This window comes from Segatella hominis, from assembly GCF_019249725.2.
Classification (GTDB): Bacteria; Bacteroidota; Bacteroidia; order Bacteroidales; family Bacteroidaceae; genus Prevotella.
On sequence record NZ_CP137559.1, the window covers coordinates 479,901 to 495,422 of the forward strand.

Sequence of the window (15,522 nt, forward strand, 5' to 3'; positions counted from 1 at the left end):
TATACCCCTCCGAAAAAAAACTGAATAAACTGAAATTGACATCGCACTGTTTCTATAGTTTTGTAGCTGTGCGATTTCTTGAAAAGTTATTTTTGCTATAACATTCAGTCTCCTATCTATCAATGTCAATTTCAGTAATGTCAGTTTATTTTTTTTAACCAGAAAAGCATGGTCTTTAACCAAAGTCTGTCTTGAACAGGTTGGCATAAGCATAGTTGTCTGAATAAATGTTCAATACGTACCTACGTGACGTCTTAATCCATTTTGCAGGAACAGAGATGAACTTGAACACAAAGGTCTTGATTCTGCTGGTGGCACGCAATCCAATTCACGGGTTTTCAATCTCTGCATAATAGCTTTGTAGAAGTTACGTTCATGTCATCGAAGATGCGTTCCTTGCCACCACAAAGATATACGCACATCAGAAGATAAGTGAAATTTCTGACATGGCAAAATCCTGAGCAACTTTTTTGTTGCTCAGGTGCTTATAAAAAACATTTAAATTATAGTGTTGCGGAAATAAGGAATGTATCAAAGTTTTAAAATGATATTTTGTGGGATGAATTGCAAAAACTTGGCAAAAAGTTTGGAAGATACCAGATAATTTCTTATATTTGCACTGTTTAAAGATAGGTGTTATGAGAACAGTTCAAGATTATATAGCAATAATAAGGCAAAATAGTTCCAAGATTACTAGAGATTTTGGAATCAAGACCTTGCGCATTTTTGGTTCCGTATCACGAAATGAGCAAACAGAGCAAAGCGATTTGGATATTTGTGTAGAAACAGAAACTCCTAATCCATTTTTATTGGCCGACTTGAAAGAGTTTTTAGAGGGCTTGTTCAAGTGCTCAGTTGATGTAGTGCGTATTCACAAAAACATGAATCCTTTCTTTAAATCAAGAATTGAACGGGATGGAATCTATGCAATTCGATAAGTATGTAGCATTGGATATACTTAATAGAGTGCATATTTCTATTGAGCATATAGAAGAGCGTTCACAACCTTATCATTGTGGCGATGATTTTCTGATGTCTTCTACTGGTGTAGCAATTCTTGATTCCATATGTATGCAATTTATTGCTATAGGAGAAAGTTTAAAGGGACTTGATAAGGTTACTAGAGGAGAACTCCTTACAACTCATCCTGAAATTGATTGGAAAAATGTGAAAGGGTTACGTGATATCATAGCTCATCATTATTTTGAGATTGATGCCGATCAGATTTGGTGGATTATAGAAAATGAGTTGCAACCTTTGAAAAAGGCAATTCAGGAAATGATAGAATCTTTAAAACGGATACTTGATGAGTAATGTCAGGTAGCCGTTTTGTCATTTCGTACTTTCAGCCCCCCATTTCATACATTTATCCCCTTTTTAAGGGACTATTTGAGTGTAAAGGTAAAAGATTAATTAATGTGTCCAATTTTATTGGCCACTAATTTTTCTTTATAGAAAACTGATTATTTTTCATTCTAAAAAACAGAAAAAACTGCCTTAAGACTTGCAAGTTTAGAAAATAAACCGTATCTTTGCCCTCAGAATGCAATCAAGTGCGTACAAGCGCGAACAAAATTTAAAATATTAACAAATTTGATTGTTGGATATATATAATTAAGAATATGGAAAAGTTGAAGGAAATGCCTTTTGTGGACAAAAATCCAGTCTTCCGTATGCTGGCTGAGATAGGTGACCTCAGAAAGCTCACTCCTGAGGAGCGAGAGCTATATGACGAGGACATCAAGGTGATGCGTGACCTGTATGCCACCCAAAAATGGGAGGAGGAGCAGAAGCGCATGGAAATAGAAAAGGGAAGAGCTGAAGGAAGAGAGCAAGGTAGAGCTGAAGGAAGAGCTGAAGGTAGAGCTGAAGGAAGAGAGCAAGGTAGAGCTGAAGGCAGAGCTGAAGGAAGAGAGCAAGGAAGAGCTGAAGGAAAACTCGAAATTGCCAAGAATCTTCTTGCCATGGGTATACCTATGGATAAGGTTGTTCAGGCTTCGGGGCTGACAGAGGAGCAGATATCTGCCTTGATGAATTAGAAATTTAATGAATTTGAAATATTAATAGACTGAAATAAAGATGAAGAGGACGCATCATAGTGATGTAATATTATATCTTTTGGTGTGTCCTTTTCTGATAAAATTATTTGTTTTTTTAGATGTTTTTATAGTGCTAATGATTTATTGCAAGACTCCACTTTTTAAAGTGGAGTTATAGATAAAATCATATAGAATAAAGATGAAGGAATTAGTGGGTATTATATTATTGACAGTTTTGGTAGTATTTGGTTCATGCAACTCCAATACTAATGTGTCTCTTGTGGGAACATCTCCGCAACTATTTGATGTATGCCAAGTAAGCACAGGTAATCCTGACTATAGAAATAAAGAGTTGTTTATAAACGAATTGAAAAGAAAATGTAAATATCCTATTGAGTTTCAAAAAAATAATTTGGAGGCATACGTTGCTGTTGAATACAAGACAGACCAACGAGGATATATTGTAAAAAAAAGAGTGGTTATTTGCGACAATAAAAAATTCAAAAAGATAACATTGGAAATATTCAATCAAGTTAAAACTCTCAAAATAGCCACAACAGAGAAAATAGATACAATCTACTTCCAATACAAGATACAAGGTTCACCAACTTTAATCCATTCAAAAGTAGATGTCAAGATTATCGGCTATGGCAGCAGTAATAAATCAGTTTTAATGAAGTAACTCGATTTGTCATAATTCACTACTGTCCAATAAAAAAAGGCAATTCAAAATTGCATTTACGAGCCTGTTTTTGGCTTATTTTTGCTGTTTAACTTTCAAATTGATAGTGCTCTGACTTTTCAAGTGGGCTCAGTCAATCTTTTAAAATTAAGATAATTAGAAACCCTATAAATATACCATTATGAACAACATTCCGACCGTATTTTGGCTCATCCCGATAGCCAGTATCGTAGCATTGGGCATGGCCTGGTTCTTCTTCTGCAGCATGATGAAAGAGGATGAGGGAACCGAGAGAATGAAAGAGATTGCGATGCATGTGAGAAAAGGTGCTATGGCTTATCTCAAGCAGCAGTACAAGGTGGTAACCATCGTCTTTGCGGTGCTCGCCATCATCTTCGCCTTCATGGCCTATGTGCTCAAGGTGCAGAATCCATGGGTGCCTTTCGCTTTCCTTACAGGCGGTCTCTTCTCCGGACTGGCTGGCTTCTTCGGTATGAAAACGGCTACTTATGCTTCTGCACGTACTGCCAATGGAGCGCGTACGGGACTGGACAAGGGACTGAGGATAGCCTTCCGCAGCGGTGCCGTCATGGGACTCGTCGTGGTGGGGCTCGGATTGCTCGATATCGCCATCTGGTTTATTGTTCTTAATGCCGTATATCAGGGCGAATCCACAGCCCTCGTCACCATCACCACTACCATGCTTACCTTTGGTATGGGTGCTTCCACGCAGGCGCTCTTTGCCCGTGTGGGCGGCGGTATCTATACCAAGGCTGCCGATGTGGGTGCCGACCTTGTGGGCAAGGTGGAGGCGAATATTCCGGAGGACGATCCGCGCAACCCTGCTACCATCGCAGACAATGTGGGCGATAATGTGGGCGATGTGGCTGGTATGGGAGCCGACCTCTACGAGAGTTATTGCGGCTCTATTCTCTCTACGGCAGCCTTGGGTGCTACGGCATTTGCCATGAACGGCGATATGCAGTTGCGTGCCGTCATCGCCCCTATGATCATCGCTGCCATCGGTATCTTCCTTTCCCTCATCGGTATCTATCTGGTACGTACGAAGGATGGTGCTTCTATGAAGGATTTACTACATTCGCTTGGATTGGGAACCAATGTGAGTGCCCTGCTCATTGCCGTGGCCACCTTTGTGATTCTCTATCTCTTGGGCATCGAAAACTGGCTCGGACTTTCCTTCTCTGTGATCAGCGGACTGGTGGCTGGTGTCATCATCGGTCAGGCTACTGAGTATTATACCTCTCAGAGTTACAAGCCTACGCAGAAGATAGCCGAGGCTTCGCAGACGGGTCCTGCCACCGTGATCATCAAGGGTATCGGTACGGGCATGATTTCCACGATGATACCTGTGGTCACCATTTCTGTGGCCATCATGCTGAGTTATCTCTGCGCCAACGGATTTGATATGTCGCTCTCAGCCAAGTCTATCAGCACCGGTCTCTATGGTATCGGTATAGCAGCTGTGGGCATGCTATCTACGTTGGGCATCACCCTTGCCACCGATGCTTATGGTCCTATCGCCGACAATGCGGGCGGTAATGCCGAGATGAGCGGGTTAGGCAAGGAGGTGAGAGAGCGTACGGATGCACTGGATGCCTTGGGCAATACCACTGCTGCTACCGGAAAGGGATTTGCCATCGGTTCTGCAGCTCTCACGGCTTTAGCGCTGTTGGCTTCTTATATAGAGGAAATCAAGATAGCCATGATCCGGGCGGTGGAGAATGGAAAGCAGTATGTGGATGCGGCTGGAAATGTCTTCGACCCTATGAATGCCTCTACCATCGACTTTATCAATTTCTTCCAGGTAAACCTGATCAATCCGAAGGTGCTCGTGGGAGCCTTCCTGGGTGCGATGGCAGCCTTCCTGTTCTGTGGACTCACGATGGGTGCCGTGGGCAGGGCTGCGGAATCGATGGTGCAGGAGGTGCGCCGCCAGTTCCGTGAAATCAAGGGAATCCTGGAGGGCAAGGCTACTCCCGACTATGGCAGGTGTGTGGAAATCAGTACGCGCAGTGCCCAGCGGGAGATGATTATTCCTTCGCTGCTGGCCATCGTGATACCCATCGTGGTGGGGCTGGTATTAGGTGTAGCGGGCGTATTAGGTCTGCTCACTGGCGGATTGGCAGCCGGATTTACGCTGGCTGTGTTCATGTCTAATTCGGGTGGTGCCTGGGATAATGCGAAGAAGATGATCGAGGAGGGCAGTTTCGGCGGCAAGGGTAGCGAGCATCACAAGGCTACCATCGTGGGCGATACTGTGGGCGATCCGTTCAAGGATACTTCCGGTCCTTCGCTGAATATCCTCATCAAGCTCATGTCGATGGTGAGCATCGTAATGGCGGGACTTACTATCGCCTTCCTGTAGGATGAAAAAGCTTGAATGAAATCTTATTTGTAGGATGAAAGCTTGAATGAAAGATTTCCTAATATTGATATCCCCCTGCAGTTTCCGATTTGCCTCGATACTGTGAAGGGGGATTTTTATTGGATTGAATCTTTTCAAAAAAAATCCTTGATATGTTTGTTGATTTCAAAAATAATTATTACCTTTGCCACAGAAAATTAGCCTAAGATATTGTGTGCGGTATAAATAACCGCTTTCAGATATACAACAACTGTTTTCAATAAAATAACTACGTTAACGAACCGACAATTAGACATCAGGTTTATCTTCACTTCGGTGCAGGAAGTATTGGCTCATACCAATAGTATGGTGGAGGAGCTGTTGCGCAGAATTGTGAAGAAGTACGCAGCGCTCAAGAGGCGTTGCGAGCAGAAGAAATGTCTGTTGGCTTTGAGTGTGGCTTGGGCCTTGGCGGGCGAGGCTGCAGGCGGTAATGAGGCTGTGTTTGAGCATATTGACGAGTCGATTCATGCCCGTCAGAGTATGGATGGACAGTATCTGCTGCCTTCCGCTTCGCTGATGGGTTGCTATCCTATTATGGTGCAGGGCGATCCTTTCGTGTTTGATTCCGAGGGTACTACGATGGAGATGATCATGTGGGATTTCTATGCGGTGCTGATAGAGCATGCGTGGGCGCCAGGTACCATCGGGCAGTTCTTCTATGATGTGGCTGATGAGCATCAGTGGAAGGCTTACGAAGTGGAGTCTCAAATGCTGCGCGAAAAGGCTTCCTCTTCTGATGATGCCCGGACTTCTGAGGCTTCTTCTGTTGATGTTCCGTCCTCTGAACTTTCTTCTGTTGATGCCTGTTCCTCTGAGTTTCTTTCAGATGTTTCTCCGTTCCCTGAATCTCTTGCGGTAACTCCTGTCTTCAGCTCTGAGCCTCCTGCGGCTTTTGATTCATCTCCTCGCTTGGGTTCAGAGACTTCTCCTTTTGGTTCAGAACCTTCTGATCCTCTTGCGTCTTTTGATTCATCTCCTCGCTTGGTTTCAGAGGCTTCTCCTCTTGGTTCAGAACCTTCAGAGCCTCTTGCGGTTCCAAATATTTCAGAAAGAATAACTTTGGAATCCTGGAGCGAAACTCAGGAATATCTGATGGAGATGAGAGTGCAACTTGTAAATAATATTCAAAATATCAATCAGATTATAGAAAACATCAATCATTATATCAAAAACAATACAATTATGATGAATGACAACGCACAAGTAAACAATCAGGTTTCAAGCGATGCCCTGGGCGGCATCCACATTCATTTCGGCGGTTCCTTTACCAATTATGGTACCTTGACCGGCAATGTAGTGAATCACAACTATCCTTCTGGTCAGCAGAATCCGTCTCAGAACGAGCAGCAATCTCAGAATGCTTCTCAGTCTCATAATGAGCCGCAGAATCCGTCTCTGAACAATCAGCAAACGGATTATGCCGGTTCTTCTGTATCTGTTCCATCTTCGGTTTCTGATGCATCCTCGACTCCAGCTCCATCTTCAGCTTCTGGTGCATCCTCGACTCCAGCTCCATCTTCAGTTTTTGATGCATCCTCTATCAATTCTGTGCTTATGAGTGCGAAAGGCAGGCGCATACTGGATGCATTGCGCGATATCCATATTCTCGACGAGCATTATGCGCCCGTAAATCTGTCGTGGGCGGAGATGGGGTATCTGGCTTATCAGATAGCATTCACATTAGCGATAGACAATCTCTGGCAGGTGATGGGAGGCTTCTGGGGAAAGAATTCCAATTCGCTCAGAAGCGGATACAATCGGGCCAGACAGATGCCCAGCATTTCTGCTTTTGACGACCGGATCAAGGAGATTTTCAGATAATCCAGCCTGATATAGCTTTATCGAGCCTGTTTTTCGATTTTTCAGCCTGATTTTCATAGTTCGGACAACTTTTTTTTAGTACTATGTAGTACGACCGTACCAAGTACGTACTAAATAGCTTTGATTTTTTCGCAGTACCTTTGCCCACGGATTTCAGAACAAGCCGAGTTCTGAGGTTCGTGGGCTTTTCGTGTTATGCCTTGTTGGCAGAATTTCGGAGAGTATCCACCCGCTCTTTTACAAGGTTGATACAAAATAAAAAAAATAAAATGTGATGACATATCTTTTATGTTTTCATATTTGTAATAACATGAATTATTCATACATTAAATTTCAATAAAGCTTATGACAAAATATCATTTTATTGCTCGCGGCAGTCTGGCCGTGGAGCTCAACAATGCCATTCATGTGATGGTATTCGATAATCCTGAGTTTGGTCAGGTACGTACGATACTTAATGAAAAGGGAGAACCGCTTTTCTGTAGTAAGGATGTTTGCGATGCGCTTGGGTATTGCAGATCCAATCAGGCTGTATATCAGCACGTTAACGAACATGATGCAGTGAAACACTGTATCGCCTCCAAGATCCGGGTGAGCTATAGCCACCGCAGAGAAGTGATTCAGAACCGACTGATGATCTTCGTGAATGAGAATGGACTCTACTCCCTCATCTTCGGTTCTAAGAAGAAGAGTGCCCAGCGATTCAAACTCTGGGTTACCTCCGTGGTGCTGCCCCAGATACGCAAGACGGGCGGTTATATCCCGGTGAACCAGGGTGACACCGAGGAGGAGATGCGCCAAAAGGCGGAAAGCGTCTTCAGAAACACCGAAAATATCCTGAGGAGCACCATCGAGGAGAAGACGAAACTCATCGCCGAACAGGATGAGCGCATCAGGCAGCTCAACGAGAAGGTGGGGCAGCAGGTGGTGAAAATCCAGAAGAGTGCCGAGGAGATTCTCTCGCTCGAAGGGGATATCGACCGACTGATGCCGAAGGCTTTCTATGCCGACAATGTGCTCGACTCCATCTCCTGTTTCACCACCACTCAGATAGCCAAGGAACTCGGGATGACTGCCCAGGAACTGAACCGTGCGCTCTGTTCCCTCCATGTGCAGTACTACCAGAGCGGTCAGTATCTGCTCTATGCCCACTATGCCCATCAGGGTCTTGCCAAAAGCCGTACGAGATATGGCACGGAGGATGTTTATGGGGGCTGCGGCAGGTGTGCTGCTGAAGCGGAATCTCGCGTGAAAACCCAGATGTATCTCGTCTGGACAGAGAAGGGTCGCCGCTTTATCCACGACCTGGACCGAAGTCGCCTCCGCCTCTTGGGTTCCTATTCCGATAAGGGTTAAATCTTGTTAGTTTCATTCATTGGATTTTTTATTCATCGGATGACATGAATTTTTTATTCATCCGTGAAATCCGATGAAGAAAATCTATGAAGAAACGAGACTTATACCCCTCACTGTCGTTAAAACTTGCAAAAAGGGTGGTGGGTTCTATATGACCCCCCACTTGCGTTAAAACTTGCAAAAAGGGTGGTGGGTTCTATATGACCCCCCACTTGCGTTAAAACTTGTGAAAAGGGTGGTGGGTTCTATATGACCCCCCCCACTTGTGTTAAAACTTATAAAAAGGGTGGTGGGTTCTATATAACCCCCCAAGTATTACTAAAACTTCTAAATAAATGATGAAAAAAGAAAATGAAAATCAGCGATTCCGTATCGCTTTCAATGGATTCCGGGGCGGCAATAAGGGGAGCATCACTTCCCAGCCTCTTTCGGAGTACGACAAAACCATCCGTTACCCCTGGGTACACGATGCGATATTGCAGATACGAGGCGAAAAGCCCATCCGCAGTATCAACAACCATGATGCTACAGCACTTGCCAAGGCTCAGCAGCGCATCAAAAGCCAGTTGCCCTTCCGCAGTGCCCATTATTACCAGTTCAAGGATAATAAGCGCCGCCAGGCAAACATCATCCCTGAAAGCTTCCTCTTTCAGACCACCATTGATGTGGACGAAAAGGAACTCGTAGAAAAGGCTTTGGAGCGGGCGAAGCTGCTGGATTCCCTCGATTTGATTCCTGATGATACAGGAGAACAAGGAGCAACGGCTGCTGCTGGAGGTTCTAATGATGAGACTGGAAACAGAGCTGCTGCCGGGGGTTCTGATGCAGAGAATGAAAACAGAGCAGCTTCTGGAGGTTCTAATGATGAGACAGAAAACAGAACTGCTGTTGGGGGTTCTGATGCAGAGAATGAAAACAGTGCAGCTGCCGGGGGTTCTGATGATGAGACTGGAAACAGAACTGCTGCAGTGGGAAATCATGACGGGGATGAGGCTGTGACGGCAGACCAAAAAATCGAGAAAGGACAGAGAAATCCCGAGAAAGGACAGAGAAATCCCGAGAATGGACAGAAAAATCCCTGGAAGGGAATGCTCCTGCATTTGGAGTATTCCGCCCGCAAAAAGCTCCATATCGACATTCGTATGCCGATAGGCATGACCATCGAAGAAACGCAGCGAGCCTATTGTCAGGCGCTTGGGGTGCCGTGTGACGAGAGCTGCTTCTCGCCCGAACGCATCATCTTTATGACGGATGCCGACTCGGAAATCTACCGTTCCAGCGATTGGTATGCCCTTCTGCCAGAAGACGAAATCAATCTCCGAAGAGAAGCCTTCCGCAAGCGAGGTCTCGACATCGACGGACGGGCTTTGAAACAGGGAACTTTTTCTTCTTCCTTCGTCCACTCGTCCGGAAATCCCTCTCTTTCAGGAAGCAGCCAGTCTTCCGGAAAGGCTCCTCTTTCAGGAAGCAGTCAGTCGTCCGGAAATCCCTCTCTTTCAGAAAAAACTTCACAAAATCAAAAACATTCAAATTCAGAAAATCATGACAATCAACCGTTACTTTCCGGTGATAAGACCGGAGAAAAACAACCAGCTGTGGGAGGCGCTCAAGTTCCTCCTCATCCTGCTCCTCATCCTGCTGATAGCCACACCTCAACTGGTGTTGGCAGTGCTCCTGCTCATCCTGATGGGAGCCATCATGGAAATGATAAGAATCTTATCGCTTTCGACCTCTTTAGGGCGCAGGCTGGGTTGGCAGAAGTAGATATCAATGCCGTAGGTTCGCGCCACTCCTCGCTCCTCGCCATCATGAGTGCCGGAGCCAGCAGGATGATGGGCGAAGAGGAACTCAGAAGGGTGGTGGAGCAGCGCATGCCCGCCTTTGCACAGGAGCGTGACTGCCAGCAGCTCATCAGCGACTTCTATGCCCGCTATCACGACAGTTGCAAGCCCATGTCGCGCGAGGTGATCCGCATCAATGCGCAGGCTGAAAGGCTCGGCAGTAAGGAGATGGCGCAGCAGAACCAGGAGGAGGACTATCCCGCACCGCCTCCGATGCCCGAAAAATTGCCCGCTCTCATCGCCCTGCTCGTGAGTCGCACGCCCGAAGTCTATAAGCCAGCCGTGGCACATGCCGTGTTCCCGTCGCTCGCCACGCATCTCTGGAAAACCCGCTTCAAGTATATCGACAATGTGGAACATGAGGCCACGCTGATGACCTGTCTGCTTGCCGGAACAGGAGCCGGAAAATCGTGCGTGCAGATGCCTATCAGTTATGTGATGGAAGACATCCGCAAGCGAGACCGGGAAAACCTGGCAAGGGAGAAAGCATGGAAGGACGAGGTGACCCGGAAGGGGGCCAACAAGGACAAGAGAAAGCGACCGGAGAATCTCGTGATTCAGGAGATAGATGCCGACATGACCAATCCTGCTTTCGTGATGCGAACGGCAGAGGCACAAGAGCATTTTCTCTATACTTCGCTCAATGAAATAGACCAGTTTGATGCACTCCGTGGTCAGGGCAACCAGCAGTTCCGCATCATGTGTCTTGCCTTCGATCCAGCCAACCAGTATGGTCAGACCCGCGTGGGCACATCCAGCGTTACGGAGCGTGTCACCATCCGCTTCAACTGGAATGCATCTACCACCATCCAGAAGGGTTTGCGCTACTTCTCCCGTGTGCTCACCGATGGTCCTATCTCGCGTATCAATTTCTGTACGATACCCGAAAGAGAGATCGGAGCCGAGATGCCCGTCTATGGCTATTATGGTGATGATTTCCGTGAGGCTCTGCGTCCTTACATCGAAAATCTCTGTAAGACGAGCGGACTGGTGGAGTGTGATCAGGCCTTCCAGCTTGCCCTGAAACTGAAGGAGGAGAATGCCGATTTTGCCCGCATGACGCAGAATCGCATCTACGAGAATCTCAGTTTCCGAGCCAATGTCATTGCCTATCTGAAGGCCTGTGTGCTCTACGTGGCCAACGGTTGCAAGTGGGAGCCGGAGATGGATGAATTCATCCGCTGGAGTCTGCGTTACGACCTCTACTGCAAGATGCGTTTCTTCGGAGATGCCATTGCCAAGGCCGAGGATGGGGGCGTGAAATCAAGCCGCCGTGGACCAGCCAATCTCCTGCAGTTGCTGCCTGATGAATTCTCCTATCAGGAGGCAATGGCCATCCGATTGGAGTATGGATTGGGACAGAAGGGAACACGAGTGATGATCAACAACTGGGTTCATCGGGGATATATTGAGCGGAAATCGTTCCAGTCTGCCAGTCAAGCTAAGACCGATGTCAATTTCAGTAATGTCAGTTTTGAAAATACCTATTTTATCAAACTAAAATATAGAAAAGATGGAATTAATATTGAAAAGAATTGCTAAGAAAAAAGAATATACCATCGGACGACTGTATATTCTGGGCGATGAGGATATGGAAGTGGGTGTCAACAACCGCGGAAAGTCGGTGAGGACCCTGAAGAATCCCGACCAGCTCAATCGCCAGACCTATTTCTGTGATACATTGGAACCTACCTGGCGCAATCTCTTGGGCGTGAAGTTGCCGCCGCAGCTGGTGAACGAGTCGTTGGGACGCCAGTCGAGCAAGAAGGCTCGCAAGGTAGTGGGGGTGACGGCCATTCCCGAGGGCAGTTATCCAGTGGTCATAACGAAATCGCCCCGCTTCCGTCGCTGGCTTCCGCTGCTGGTAGGCGTGCCGGGTTTCACTGGCATACGCATACATAGCGGCAACATGGCGGCAGATACGCGGGGCTGCATTCTTGTGGGTGAGAACACGATAGTGGGCAGGTTGACCTCCTCTCGTGCCACGCTGACGAAGCTCATCACCACCATCATGGCGGCGAGCGATCAGGGCGAGGCGGTCTGGATCACCATCGTTTGAATCTTATTGTTTACTTCACCAAAATCTTCTTGACGGTGCCGTTGCTCATCTTAACGATGTTGATGCCCTTGGTCAACTGGGCTTTACGGGTACCGTTGGCGCTGTAGATAGAAGTAATTTCTGCATTCTTGAGATTGTCAGAGGTATTGCTGATACCGTTAGTGATGTCCTCAATCGCTTTCTTGGCAGCTGCAATAGCTGTCTTGAGCGTATTGATGTCATCATTGGAGGTATTGAAAGTACCTTTGGCAGTCTTCTGCAATGCAGTTTTGATAGCGCCCAGAACAGATTCCTGATCGTTCAGCTTCTCGTTCTTGAGCAGGTTTGCAGCCTCAGTGAAGAGGGAAGTATATTCTGCATAGACATCCTTCTGGTCTGTAGAAATGAAATACCAGTCGTTGTTAATAGAAGGCTCCAGACTTACCTCGTAGTTTTCACCGCTGACGCTGAAGTAGGCAGTTTCAGGACCTGATATAATTTTATTTCTGCTTTTAGTGAGTTTATAACTATTCTCTGTAGAACCTTCTACGATGGTAAAATATGTTGCTTTTCTCTTGTCGTTAGAAGAAACCTCTGCATGCCACTTATAGATTGGAATTACAGCATAGATATATTCCAAGAACAGATGTTCTTTTGTCTCGTTATCGCAAGTGAAACTACGAGTTTCATCGCCATTAATCGTCCAGACGTCTGCATCCTTGATATTTTTCACGGTAGCAGTCTTACCGGTGATAAAAGTCTTAGTAGCCACGTTGTAGATGTAAGCCTTCTGACCATTACCACCGAGTTTTACAGGTTGGAGCCAAGAACTTTCAGCAGCAGGAGCGAAAGTTTCATTCTCGTTGCTACCATTTCCTGTACCTTCAACAGTACCATTTTCATTGCCTTCAACAGTACCGTTTTCTGTGTTACCTGAAACATTCTGCGCAAGAGCAGTTGTGCCTACTGCCAGAAGGGCAGCGAGCATCATACCTTTGGCCATATTAGCCAGTGTGTAAATTTTCTTCATTTTTACTTGTTTGATTATTTATTATATTGAATACAATTCTTACCTGTGCATGGGATATCATTCTTTCCTGAATGGGGAATGCAAATCCCTTGATATGGACAATAAATCTCTGTTTACTAAGAACTTAAAGATTATGTCGTTTACTTTCTGGCTGCAAAATTACGAAAAAAACTCGGAGAAACCAAATAGTTTCTAAAAAAAGCTCTTTTAAAGGTAAAAAAGGATAATGAAATGACAAATTAGAAATGAGAAATGAGAAAGACAAATGACAAATGAGAAAGACGATGAAATTAGAAATGAGAATGGGAAATGAAGAAAGAAATGGAAGGGGGAGGAAAGAGAAGCAAAAAATACTCCCAGAGAATTCTCTGGGAGTATCGCCTCGCATAAAAGCTGTCTCACGACAGCAATACGCCAAAAAACAAAATGCTATATTTTTTAAACTTTATGCTTATTAAAGAGAAATATCTTACAAATCCCAGCCCACTGCACTGGCACCGAGTACCGCAGCAGAGCTGCCATCGAGAGTAGAAATCAAGAACTTAGCCTTGCCCCTGAAAATCTTCAATACGCTCTTGTCGTAAGATTCCTTGAGAGGCTTCATCAGGAGGTCACCAGCCTTGGTAAGACCACCGAAGAATACGAATGCCTCAGGAGAACTGAATGCAGCGAAATCAGCGCAAGCCTCACCCAGCATCTTACCAGTGAAATCATATACTCGCTTAGCCAAAGCATCTCCCTTACCAGCAGCTACGCTGACATCATAAGAAGTAATGTCTTCTGGCTTCATATCGCGAAGTAAAGATGGCTCATCACTCTTCTCGAGGAACTCACGGGCTGTGCGAGCCACACCAGTAGCAGAGCAGTAAGCCTCCAAGCATCCCTTACGGCCGCAACCGCAGAGACGACCTTCCTCGCCGCGAACCATGACGACATGGCCCAACTCGCCTGCGAAACCATCGCAGCCATAGACCATCTTACCATCAATCACAATGCCGGAACCAACACCCGTACCGAGTGTCACGTCGATGAAATTCTTCATACCACGAGCCACACCGTAGGTCATCTCGCCCAATGCAGCAGCGTTGGCATCATTGGTAAGAGCCACAGGCAGACCACCCAGCGCATCGCTGAAGAGCTTAGCCAAAGGCACTACACCATCGTGAGCCCAAGCCAGATTAGGAGCGAACTCGATAGTTCCGCTATAGTAATTGCCGTTAGGAGCACCGATACCCATCGCCTTGATCTTGTCGATACCACCCACGGTATCGATGATAGGCTGGAGAGCCTCCACGGCAGCTTTTACATAATCATTTACATCATCATAACCACCTGTCTTGATAGCAGTAGTAGCTTTTATTTCGCCACGTGCATCTACGATGCCGAATACGGAATTGGTACCTCCCAGATCCAAACCGATTACATATGGCTTAAGTGCATTCTCTGTCATGTTTTTCTTTTATTTAGTTAGAATTATGGTGCAAAGATATAAAAAAGTTTGTAACAAACAAAGTTTTACTCGAAAAAATTACAAGATATGGCCTTTTTTTTGTAACTTTGCGCCTTGTTATGAATTTAGTGTTTCCGATTCAGATAAATATACTTGATTTTATATTCAAGGGAATTATCATAGGTGTGATCGCCTCAGCCCCGATGGGACCTGTTGGCATCTTGTGTATCCAGCGCACTTTGAACAAGGGCCGCTGGTTTGGTTTTGTAACGGGTGTCGGTGCCGCTTTCAGCGATATCGTGTATGCCCTCTTCACGGGTTTGGGAATGAGTTTTGTGATGGACATTGTCAATAATGCCCAAAACAAGTTCTATCTGCAGATTTTCGGAGGCCTTCTGCTCCTGGTGTTCGGCGTATATTGCTTCAAGAGCAATCCTACGAAGAACATGCATCAGAGCAGCAAGAGGCAGGGCACGCTCTGGCACAATGCCATCACCGCCTTCTTCGTCACGCTCTCCAATCCGCTCATCGTGTTCCTCTTCATGGCCACCTTTGCCCAGTTTGCCTTCGTAGTGCCGGATATGCCGCTGGAGATGGGCGTGGGCTATCTGAGCATCATGTTCGGAGCGCTGCTGTGGTGGTTCGGTCTCACATGGCTCATCGACAAGATCAGGGGCAAGTTTGATACCAACGGCATCCTTATTATTAATAAGGTAATAGGAAGTATCGTGATCATCTTCTCGCTCATCGCACTCGTCGGAACCGTGTTCAATCTCTATCATCTCCCGGAATTCTAAGGGAGCATGCCCAATTTCACATTTCACATTTTACATTTCA

Annotated in this window: 13 protein-coding genes and 1 pseudogene; 11 read left to right on the plus strand and 3 right to left on the minus strand. The window is 45.9% G+C overall.

Features of this window, described 5'->3' with window-relative positions; translation table 11 throughout:
- Positions 1-175: 175 nt before the first annotated feature.
- A pseudogene (locus KUA50_RS01885) lies at positions 176-372 on the minus strand (IS1380 family transposase); the annotation flags it as partial.
- Positions 373-638: 266 nt separating this feature from the next.
- On the opposite strand from KUA50_RS01885, the gene KUA50_RS01890 reads away from it, so the two are divergent.
- The 9 genes from KUA50_RS01890 to KUA50_RS01930 all read left to right on the plus strand — a co-directional run bounded on the left by KUA50_RS01890 (position 639) and on the right by KUA50_RS01930 (position 12,226).
- The gene (locus KUA50_RS01890) at positions 639-938 is read left to right on the plus strand and encodes a nucleotidyltransferase family protein (RefSeq protein WP_218456926.1); all 300 of its coding nucleotides are present in this window, start codon (positions 639-641) and stop codon (positions 936-938) included.
- The gene (locus KUA50_RS01895) at positions 925-1,314 is read left to right on the plus strand and encodes a DUF86 domain-containing protein (protein ID WP_218456927.1); all 390 of its coding nucleotides are present in this window, start codon (positions 925-927) and stop codon (positions 1,312-1,314) included. Before KUA50_RS01890 ends, KUA50_RS01895 begins: the two co-directional genes overlap by 14 nt.
- Before the next feature lie 308 nt (positions 1,315-1,622).
- On the plus strand, positions 1,623-2,039 hold the full coding sequence (locus KUA50_RS01900) for a hypothetical protein (protein WP_218456928.1): 417 nt from the start codon (positions 1,623-1,625) through the stop codon (positions 2,037-2,039).
- Positions 2,040-2,238: 199 nt separating this feature from the next.
- Positions 2,239-2,721 (plus strand): energy transducer TonB, encoded by a 483-nt coding sequence (locus KUA50_RS01905; RefSeq protein WP_218456929.1) that lies wholly within the window; start codon positions 2,239-2,241, stop codon positions 2,719-2,721.
- Positions 2,722-2,902: 181 nt separating this feature from the next.
- Positions 2,903-5,107: a sodium-translocating pyrophosphatase gene (locus tag KUA50_RS01910; RefSeq protein WP_218456930.1), complete on the plus strand. Its 2,205-nt coding sequence runs from the start codon at positions 2,903-2,905 to the stop codon at positions 5,105-5,107.
- Positions 5,108-5,434: 327 nt separating this feature from the next.
- Entirely contained in the window at positions 5,435-6,970 is a 1,536-nt protein-coding gene (locus KUA50_RS01915; RefSeq protein ID WP_218456931.1) for a hypothetical protein, read from the plus strand.
- A gap of 345 nt (positions 6,971-7,315) precedes the next feature.
- On the plus strand, positions 7,316-8,326 hold the full coding sequence (locus KUA50_RS01920; protein WP_218456932.1) for a phage antirepressor: 1,011 nt from the start codon (positions 7,316-7,318) through the stop codon (positions 8,324-8,326).
- Between the two features lie 335 nt (positions 8,327-8,661).
- Positions 8,662-11,709, plus strand: coding sequence for a hypothetical protein (locus KUA50_RS01925; RefSeq protein ID WP_256624254.1), 3,048 nt, complete (start codon positions 8,662-8,664; stop codon positions 11,707-11,709).
- The gene (locus tag KUA50_RS01930; protein ID WP_218456933.1) at positions 11,681-12,226 is read left to right on the plus strand and encodes a DUF5675 family protein; all 546 of its coding nucleotides are present in this window, start codon (positions 11,681-11,683) and stop codon (positions 12,224-12,226) included. The genes KUA50_RS01925 and KUA50_RS01930 overlap by 29 nt, the downstream gene beginning before the upstream one ends.
- Before the next feature lie 10 nt (positions 12,227-12,236).
- Here KUA50_RS01930 and KUA50_RS01935 read toward each other — a convergent pair whose 3' ends face one another.
- On the minus strand, positions 12,237-13,235 hold the full coding sequence (locus KUA50_RS01935) for a hypothetical protein (RefSeq protein WP_218456934.1): 999 nt from the start codon (positions 13,233-13,235) through the stop codon (positions 12,237-12,239).
- 284 nt (positions 13,236-13,519) lie between these two features.
- Between KUA50_RS01935 and KUA50_RS01940 the strand changes: the two genes are divergently transcribed.
- Positions 13,520-13,693 carry a hypothetical protein gene (locus KUA50_RS01940; RefSeq protein ID WP_218456935.1) on the plus strand — a complete coding sequence of 58 codons (174 nt, stop codon included), beginning with the start codon at positions 13,520-13,522 and terminating at the stop codon, positions 13,691-13,693.
- 11 nt (positions 13,694-13,704) lie between these two features.
- Here KUA50_RS01940 and KUA50_RS01945 read toward each other — a convergent pair whose 3' ends face one another.
- On the minus strand, positions 13,705-14,685 hold the full coding sequence (locus KUA50_RS01945; RefSeq protein ID WP_218456936.1) for an ROK family protein: 981 nt from the start codon (positions 14,683-14,685) through the stop codon (positions 13,705-13,707).
- A gap of 119 nt (positions 14,686-14,804) precedes the next feature.
- Here KUA50_RS01945 and KUA50_RS01950 point away from each other — a divergent pair, with 119 nt between their 5' ends.
- On the plus strand, positions 14,805-15,482 hold the full coding sequence (locus KUA50_RS01950; protein WP_022111451.1) for a LysE family translocator: 678 nt from the start codon (positions 14,805-14,807) through the stop codon (positions 15,480-15,482).
- Positions 15,483-15,522: the final 40 nt, after the last annotated feature.

What these genes read in the sequence shown, in the direction of transcription:
- KUA50_RS01935 (WP_218456934.1), bottom strand. Translation starts at nt 13,235, where the DNA reads ATGAAGAAAATTTACACACTGGCTAATATGGCCAAAGGTATGATGCTC.
- KUA50_RS01905 (WP_218456929.1), top strand. Translation starts at nt 2,239, where the DNA reads ATGAAGGAATTAGTGGGTATTATATTATTGACAGTTTTGGTAGTATTT.
- KUA50_RS01920 (WP_218456932.1), top strand. Translation starts at nt 7,316, where the DNA reads ATGACAAAATATCATTTTATTGCTCGCGGCAGTCTGGCCGTGGAGCTC.
- KUA50_RS01950 (WP_022111451.1), top strand. Translation starts at nt 14,805, where the DNA reads ATGAATTTAGTGTTTCCGATTCAGATAAATATACTTGATTTTATATTC.
- KUA50_RS01900 (WP_218456928.1), top strand. Translation starts at nt 1,623, where the DNA reads ATGGAAAAGTTGAAGGAAATGCCTTTTGTGGACAAAAATCCAGTCTTC.
- KUA50_RS01910 (WP_218456930.1), top strand. Translation starts at nt 2,903, where the DNA reads ATGAACAACATTCCGACCGTATTTTGGCTCATCCCGATAGCCAGTATC.
- KUA50_RS01945 (WP_218456936.1), bottom strand. Translation starts at nt 14,685, where the DNA reads ATGACAGAGAATGCACTTAAGCCATATGTAATCGGTTTGGATCTGGGA.
- KUA50_RS01925 (WP_256624254.1), top strand. Translation starts at nt 8,662, where the DNA reads ATGATGAAAAAAGAAAATGAAAATCAGCGATTCCGTATCGCTTTCAAT.
- KUA50_RS01930 (WP_218456933.1), top strand. Translation starts at nt 11,681, where the DNA reads ATGGAATTAATATTGAAAAGAATTGCTAAGAAAAAAGAATATACCATC.
- KUA50_RS01890 (WP_218456926.1), top strand. Translation starts at nt 639, where the DNA reads ATGAGAACAGTTCAAGATTATATAGCAATAATAAGGCAAAATAGTTCC.
- KUA50_RS01895 (WP_218456927.1), top strand. Translation starts at nt 925, where the DNA reads ATGCAATTCGATAAGTATGTAGCATTGGATATACTTAATAGAGTGCAT.
- KUA50_RS01940 (WP_218456935.1), top strand. Translation starts at nt 13,520, where the DNA reads ATGAAATTAGAAATGAGAATGGGAAATGAAGAAAGAAATGGAAGGGGG.